5 protein-coding genes are annotated in these 6,327 nt (G+C 30.0%); 2 read left to right on the top strand and 3 right to left on the bottom strand.

The window, feature by feature from the left end; all coding sequences use genetic code 11:
* From ABY298_RS14125 to ABY298_RS14115, 3 genes are all read right to left on the bottom strand, one after another.
* Positions 1–1,276: cobyric acid synthase (locus ABY298_RS14125; protein WP_372746705.1), on the bottom strand; the 1,276-nt coding region annotated here is incomplete at its 3' end.
* Between the two features lie 120 nt (positions 1,277–1,396).
* Positions 1,397–2,086 (bottom strand): nitroreductase family protein, encoded by a 690-nt coding sequence (locus ABY298_RS14120; protein ID WP_372746704.1) that lies wholly within the window; start codon positions 2,084–2,086, stop codon positions 1,397–1,399.
* Positions 2,087–2,122: 36 nt separating this feature from the next.
* Entirely contained in the window at positions 2,123–3,697 is a 1,575-nt protein-coding gene (locus ABY298_RS14115; protein ID WP_372746703.1) for a GMC oxidoreductase, read from the bottom strand.
* A gap of 157 nt (positions 3,698–3,854) precedes the next feature.
* On the opposite strand from ABY298_RS14115, the gene htpG reads away from it, so the two are divergent.
* Both htpG and ABY298_RS14105 read left to right on the top strand, forming a co-directional pair.
* Positions 3,855–5,744 carry a molecular chaperone HtpG gene (htpG, locus tag ABY298_RS14110; protein ID WP_372746702.1) on the top strand — a complete coding sequence of 630 codons (1,890 nt, stop codon included), beginning with the start codon at positions 3,855–3,857 and terminating at the stop codon, positions 5,742–5,744.
* A gap of 159 nt (positions 5,745–5,903) precedes the next feature.
* A partial coding sequence (locus ABY298_RS14105) for a LamG domain-containing protein (RefSeq protein WP_372746701.1) occupies positions 5,904–6,327 on the top strand: 424 nt, incomplete at its 3' end.

The raw sequence follows: 6,327 nt of genomic DNA, 5'->3' as shown, positions 1-6,327 counted from the left end.
CCCAACAATTATTAGATAATAAATAACCTTCATCTTCACCATTAATAGAAAGTAATGGAGACGGTTTGGTAGTTGTTGAAATTCCCATATGAATTTCGTACCCATGACAAATTTCTTTTGAATTTTTATAGTTAAAAATCCGTTGAATTGTATGTTTTTCTTGAGTCATTTCAGTTTTTATAGGTAACAACCCTAAGCCTGGTACGTATTTATCGGTGCTTTCAACTTCAAAAGTATCACTTACTTCTAAACCCATCATTTGATATCCACCACAAATACCTATTACTTTTTTATTGTTTTCAAAAGCATTTAAAATAACTTTTGCCAAACCTTCTTTACGTAAAAACTGCAAATCGGCTAAAGTGTTTTTTGTTCCTGGTAAAATAATTATATCAGCTTTACTAATTTCATCTGAGCTTTTTGAATAAAATAAATGCACTCTTTCGTCTCGCTCCAACATATTAAAATCGGTATAATTAGAAATATGAGGCAATAACACTACGGCTATATTTATTTTATCATTTATTACAGCATCTTTTTTCGTTTTAAGAGCTACGGAATCTTCATCTTCAATATAAATATCTGTTGCCCAAGGCACAACACCAATTACAGGAATTTTAGTAAGATTTTCAATAATCTCTTTTCCTTGCTCAAAAAGACTTATATCACCTCTAAATTTATTTATAATAATACCCTTAATTAATTTTCGTTCCCAATCTTCAAGCAACGCAATAGATCCATAAACACTTGCAAAAACACCTCCTTTATCAATATCAGCTACTAAAAACACATTGGCATTTGCGTATGCCGCCATTCTTAAATTTACAATATCTCTACTTTTAAGATTTAATTCAGATATGCTTCCAGCACCTTCCATTACAATTGGCGCATATTTTTTTGCCAATGCATCAAACGCTTTTTGTGCTTCTTTAAATAAATTTTCTTTATTATTTCCTAAAAAATAATCGTTGGCCGTTTGGTTTCCAATTGGCTTACCATTTAAAACAATTTGAGAAGATTTTTGAGAAGTTGGCTTTAATAAAACAGGATTCATATTTGTATGACACGGAATTCCACAAGCCTCAGCCTGAACCGCTTGAGCACGCCCAATTTCCAAACCATCAGGTGTTACAAAGCTATTTAAAGACATATTTTGCGCTTTAAATGGTGCTGGATTATAGCCCTCTTGCTTTAAAATTCTACAAACTCCTGCTGTAATTATGCTTTTTCCTACATCTGATCCGGTTCCAACAAACATTATGGGGTTTAACTTCATATCTCATTTTTAGAATAAGAGTCCAAATATACAAATCCAAAAAATATAAAATACCACAGTATTTGCCAAAAATATTCAAGAAGTTTTAACACCTTTTTTTAATAAGAAAACTATTTTTTTTTAATACACTTCCATTACTTCATTTAAAGGTTTCTTTAAAATATCTGGAACATACGCTTTATTGGAAGGATACCCAACTGGTAATAGTAAAAAAGCGCGTTCATTTGATGGTCTTTTTAAAATTTTCTCTAAAAAACGCATTGGACTTGGTGTATGCGTTAACGTTACTAAACCAGCTTTGTGAATTGCAGAAATTAAAAAACCACAAGCCAAACCTACGGATTCATTCACATAATAATTTTGATGTTTTATACCATTTTCATCTAAATCATACGGTTTTTTAAACACTACAATTAAATAAGGTGCAATTTCTAAAAATGGTTTCTCTGCGTTTGTAGCTAAGTGCTTTAAATCGTTTAACCATTCTTCGCTCATTCTTTCCGCATAACTTTTGCGCTCTTCTTCCTCTGCCGCTTCTCTAATTTTCTTTTTTATTTCTGGGTTTTGTACCACACAAAAGGTCCAAGGTTGTTTGTTGGCTCCAGAAGGAGCTGTGCAAGCCGTTTTAATTAAATTTTCAATAATTTTAATGGGAAAAGTTTTATTAGAAAAATAACGAACAGATCTTCTTGTTTGCATTGTTTCGAAAAACTTTTGTGATATATCAATCATTTCGTTTTCAGACATATCCTTCTGATGGTATTTTAAATGTTTAAATCCATCAATTAAAATAAAATCATTTTCCTTCATACTATTATCAATTTAAAACCATAAAAGTATGCAATTTTATAGTTTTTCAGATTTATTTAAAATAGTACTCATTGCATATTCTGATATTGCCGTAATAGACAATGACGGATTTACTCCTGGATTTGCAGAAATAATAGAACCATCACAAACCATCATATTTTTATAATTAAATACATTACAATTTTTATCAATTACACCTTTTTGGACACTTTCTCCCATTACCGAACCTCCCAAAATATGTGCTGTTGTTGGTGTTCCTAATAACATATCTGTAATATTTGCGTACGGAATTCCATTTACCTCTTTTCCATATTCTTCACTTAATTTAATTGCTTCAGGAATAAATGCACTTGGTGTTTCTCCTTCTTCCTGCTCTGTTTTCATTTTGGTCACTTTTCCTAGTTTTATTTGTAACGTACTATCTAAAGTTTGCATAAAAAGTAATACTGTAGATCTTTCCGAATAATTTTTAGCAAATACTGTTTTAAAAATTAATTTAGGCTTTGTAAAAATTAATTTCATTAATCCTAAAGCTCGTGAAAACACTGTTGAACCATATACAAATGGAATTGATAACGTTCTAAAAAAACCAGAACCTTCTCCATAACGTACTGGTTCTATATGACTATTTTCATCGGTATGTAAAATAGATCCAATAGCAATTCCTTTTGAAAAATCTTTTGGCTTTTTATCTGTTGATGTAACAATATGCAACGATTCGTTATTTGTTCTAACAAACCTTCCAACACAATTAGATAAATTAGGTAATGATGTTGCTTTTAATTTTAATAATAACGGAACGGTTCCTAAAACTCCTCCCGAAAAAATGACTCCTTTTGTTGTTACACTTCCATTTTCCTTTTTTCCTAAGCTTGATTTATATGCTATTTTATAACCATCCGATCCATCTACATTTCCTAAAACTGTAACATCAACAACTTCCTTTTCGGCTAAAATCTCTGCTCCTAATTGTTGTGCTAAATGCAAGTAATTTTTATCTAAGGTATTTTTTGCATTAAATTTACAGCCTGTCATACAAGCGCCACAATGTATACAACCAGTTCTGTCTGGTCCTTTGCCATTAAAATAAGGATCGCTAACAGTTTTGCCCGTTTCACCAAAATATACAGCAACTTTTGTAGGTTCAAAATGAGCTTCTTTACCAGAATTTTTAGCAATATTTTGTATGGTTTTATCGGCATCAAAAAGCTTTGGATTTACCTCAGCACCTAACATTTTGTAGGCTGTTTTGTAAAATGGTTGTAACAAGGTTTCCCAATTATTTAAACTTGCCCAACTTCCTGTTTTAAAAAATTCACTTTTAGGAATTGGCAACGTGTTTGCATAGGTTAATGATCCTCCACCAACACCAACACCCGATAAAACTGTAACGTGGTTTAAAAAAGTCATTTTAAAAAAACCTTTTAAACCAAGTTTTGGTTCCCAAATCCATTTTTTTAATTGCCAGTTATTATCAGGGAAATCTTCACCTTTAAACCATTTACCTTTTTCAATTACCAATACTTTATACCCTTTTTCAGTTAAACGCAAAGCACTTACGGAACCTCCAAATCCGCTTCCAATTATTACATAATCATAGTCTAAATTCATTATTAAGTACGCTTAAAATTAAATTAAAAAGAGTTCATTTTTCAAAAAACAAGATACTACTTTTTGTCAAAAAAGTGTCAGTTTGTCACAATTTATTGTTTGGTATTCTATTTGACTATAAACAAGCATTCATAATAAATTAAAAAAATATATACATATGGCAACTGGAAACATAAATGTAACGGCAGAAAATATTTTTCCTATTATTAAAAAATTCTTGTATTCGGATCACGAAATATTTTTACGTGAATTAATTTCGAATGCTACCGATGCAACGTTAAAACTAAAACACCTTTCTACTTTAGGTGAAATTAAAGGTGATATTGGTACACCTATAATTGAAATTAAAGTTGATAAGGATAAAAAAGAAATTAGAATTATTGACCAAGGAATTGGTATGACTGGTGAAGAAGTTGAAAAATATATTAACCAAGTAGCTTTTTCTGGAGCTGAAGAATTTGTTGAAAAATACAAAGATAAAGTAGAAGATTCTGGAATTATTGGTCATTTTGGATTAGGATTTTACTCATCATTTATGGTGGCTAGTAAAGTTGAAATTTTCACAAAATCTTTTGCTGAAGATTCAAAAGCAGTGCGTTGGGAATGTGATGGAAGTCCAAAATACATATTAGAAGAAACTGATAGAACAGAAAGAGGAACTGAAATTGTATTACACGTTGATGATGATTCTTTAGAATTTTTAGAAGAAAGCAGAATTAAGCAACTTTTAAATAAATACAATAAGTTTATGCCTATTCCAATTAAATTTGGAACAAAAGAAGAAACTTTACCTTTACCAGAAGGTGCTGCAGAAGATGCAAAACCAGAAAAAATTACAGTAGATAATATTGTAAACAATCCAACTCCAGCTTGGACAAAAAGTCCGGCTGATTTAAAAGATGAAGATTATAAAGAATTTTACAGAGAATTGTACCCAATGCAATTTGAAGAACCTTTATTTAATATTCATTTAAATGTAGATTATCCGTTTAACTTAACAGGAATTTTATATTTCCCTAAAATTAGCAAAAACGTAGATCCAACAAAAGATAGAATTCAATTATACCAAAACCAAGTATTTGTAACGGATAATGTAGAAGGAATTGTACCAGACTTTTTACAAATGCTACGTGGTGTTATAGATTCACCAGATATTCCTTTAAACGTTTCTCGTTCTTATTTACAAGCAGATGGAGCAGTTAAAAAAATATCTAGCTACATTACACGTAAAGTAGCTGATAAATTGGTGAGTTTATTTAAAAACGACCGAAAAGCTTTTGAAGAAAAGTGGAATGATATTAAAATTATTATTGAGTACGGAATGCTTTCTGAAGAAAAATTCTTCGAAAAATCTGACAAATTTGCATTGTACCCAACAGTAAACAACGAGTACTTTATTTTAGATGAGTTAATTGAAAAAATTAAACCAGCACAAACAGATAAAGATAACAAAGTTGTAATACTTTATGCTTCTGACGAAAAAACGCAACACAGTTATATTGATGCTGCAAAAGAAAAAGGTTATGAAGTTTTATTATTAGACTCTCCTATTGTTTCGCATTTAATTCAAAAATTAGAAAGCAGTAAAGAAAATATTCATTTTGCAAGAGTTGATGCCGATCATATTGATAATTTAATCAATAAAGATGAAGAGAAAATTAGTAAACTTTCTGATGAAGAAAAAGAAAAACTAAAACCAATTATTGAAGCTGCAATTCCAAAAGAAACCTACACAGTGCAATTAGAAGCGTTAGATTCTAATGCAAATCCATTTATTATTACGCAACCAGAATTTATGCGTAGAATGAAAGAAATGCAAGCAACTGGTGGTGGTGGATTTATGGGAATGGGTAATTTCCCAGAAATGTACAATTTAGTAATTAATATTAATAACGAATTAATTAGTGAAATTTTAAATACTAAAACCGAGAAAAAACAAGAACGTTTAATTAAACAAGCTTTTGATTTAGCACGTTTATCTCAAAACCTTTTAAAAGGACAAGAACTAACGGATTTTATAAAACGTAGTTTTCAAATGGTAAAATAAATCACCAAATCGTAAAAAAATTCAAAAAACCACTGCTTTCGCAGTGGTTTTTTTTGTTTAAATGATGAATATCATTCTAATTAATTCTATTGATTGTTAATTTTATAGTAGCCCCTCCATTTTTTATTTCAAAAAAACTAACTTTTAACCTTCCTTGTTATGAAAACAAAATTACTTTTTCTATTAGTTTTTGCATTTGCTTTATTTAGTTTAAAAGCCCAAACATCTTTAAATTTTGATGGTGTTAACGATTATGTTCTAGGAACAAATAATGCATCTTTAAACCTAACCCAAGGCACTATTGAAGCTTGGATTAAAACTTCTGATGCAGGAACTAGCTACCGAGGAATTATTGTAAAACAATATAACTATGGAATTTTTCTTAATAGTAATGAGTTAATTGCTTTTGAATGGATTTCGGGAAGTTTAAAAAATACAAACATTAATTTAGCCGATAACATTTGGCATCATGTTGCTTTTACATTTCAAAGTGAAGTTGTAAATGGATCAAAATTATATATAGATGGTAATCCCGTATTGACTTTTACTTACAAAATTAGCCATTTCGATAGGACAATTGCTG

Source organism: Lutibacter sp., assembly GCF_041596795.1.
Taxonomy (GTDB): Bacteria; Bacteroidota; Bacteroidia; order Flavobacteriales; family Flavobacteriaceae; genus Lutibacter.
Note: the sequence above shows the minus strand (reverse complement) of the source record. Positions and strands in the feature narration are given on the sequence as shown.

Excerpts from the sequence above, each read along its gene's own strand:
- ABY298_RS14120 (WP_372746704.1), bottom strand. The coding sequence starts at position 2,086 with ATGAAGGAAAATGATTTTATTTTAATTGATGGATTTAAACATTTAAAA.
- ABY298_RS14115 (WP_372746703.1), bottom strand. The coding sequence starts at position 3,697 with ATGAATTTAGACTATGATTATGTAATAATTGGAAGCGGATTTGGAGGT.
- htpG (WP_372746702.1), top strand. The coding sequence starts at position 3,855 with ATGGCAACTGGAAACATAAATGTAACGGCAGAAAATATTTTTCCTATT.